Source organism: Acinetobacter sp. SwsAc2 (assembly GCF_013391465.1).
GTDB lineage: Bacteria > Pseudomonadota > Gammaproteobacteria > Pseudomonadales > Moraxellaceae > Acinetobacter > Acinetobacter johnsonii.
The window spans coordinates 1-955 of the sequence record NZ_JACBEZ010000084.1; the positions used below are offsets into that span (position 1 = coordinate 1).

Here is a 955-nt window from a genome sequence, read left to right on the forward strand (position 1 = left end):
AATAGACTTCCGTCATAAATCAAAAAACGTACAATTTATTTGATCTTAAATTAATCAGCAAAATTATTTAATTCAAGGGATAATCCTTGGATGAAATTCAAAGATATTCAAAAATTATCAAACGTTAAGTTTCGTAGGCTTACCGGTGTTAGTTGGGCTACATTTAACCTCATGTTGGCCGAGCTAAATAAGCATTTACCTCGTCATATTGGTAAAGGACGACCGCATAAATTACCGTTGGAAGATCGTTTGCTCTTATGTATAGAATATTGGAGAGAATATCGAACATTTTTCCATCTTGGTATGAGTTACGGTGTATCTGAAACGAGTGCAATTCGTATCACACGTGTTATTGAAGATACCTTAATCGGTTCTGGAAAATTTAACTTGCCAAAACAACTTCCTAATCGAGATGAAGTGGATTGGGAAGTTGTTGTGATTGATGCAACTGAAATATTAGTTCAACGTCCAAAAAAAACAGAAGAAATGGTATAGCGGTAAAAAAAAGCGACATACCTTTAAATTTCAGCTATCTATGCACTATACAACAGGTGAAATACTGAGTGTATGTGGAAGTCATGGAAGCATGCATGATTTTAAAATATTTAAAAAAAGTATGAGGAAATTAAAATTTAAGCCCTTTTTTATCGTTGATAAGGGGTATTTAGGGATAAAAAAATTGGGTTTTGGATGCCTCATGCCATCTAAAGCAAAGAAAACTGAAAAATTAGATTCTGAATTAAAAAAGTTAAATAGAGAGATTGGTCGTAGACGAATTCAAGTAGAGCATGTATTTGGAAGGATGAAATGTTTTAAGATTTTATCTTGTGTATATAGAAATCGTCGTAAAAGATTAAACCTGCGGTTTAATTTACTTGCTGGCATATACAATTTAGATTGCGTGAAAGATAAACAATTAAATTGATTGAAAAATGATTTATGAAGGAAGTCTAAT

Annotated in this window: 1 protein-coding gene and 1 pseudogene; both read left to right on the top strand. The window is 32.0% G+C overall.

Going from position 1 to position 955, the window contains the following annotated elements; genetic code table 11:
* The first annotated feature begins 90 nt into the window (after positions 1–90).
* The gene (locus tag HYI04_RS16760; protein ID WP_017395817.1) at positions 91–495 is read left to right on the top strand and encodes a transposase family protein; all 405 of its coding nucleotides are present in this window, start codon (positions 91–93) and stop codon (positions 493–495) included.
* A gap of 37 nt (positions 496–532) precedes the next feature.
* Positions 533–925, top strand: a pseudogene (locus HYI04_RS16765) (transposase family protein); the annotation flags it as partial.
* Between the last annotated feature and the right edge of the window lie 30 nt (positions 926–955).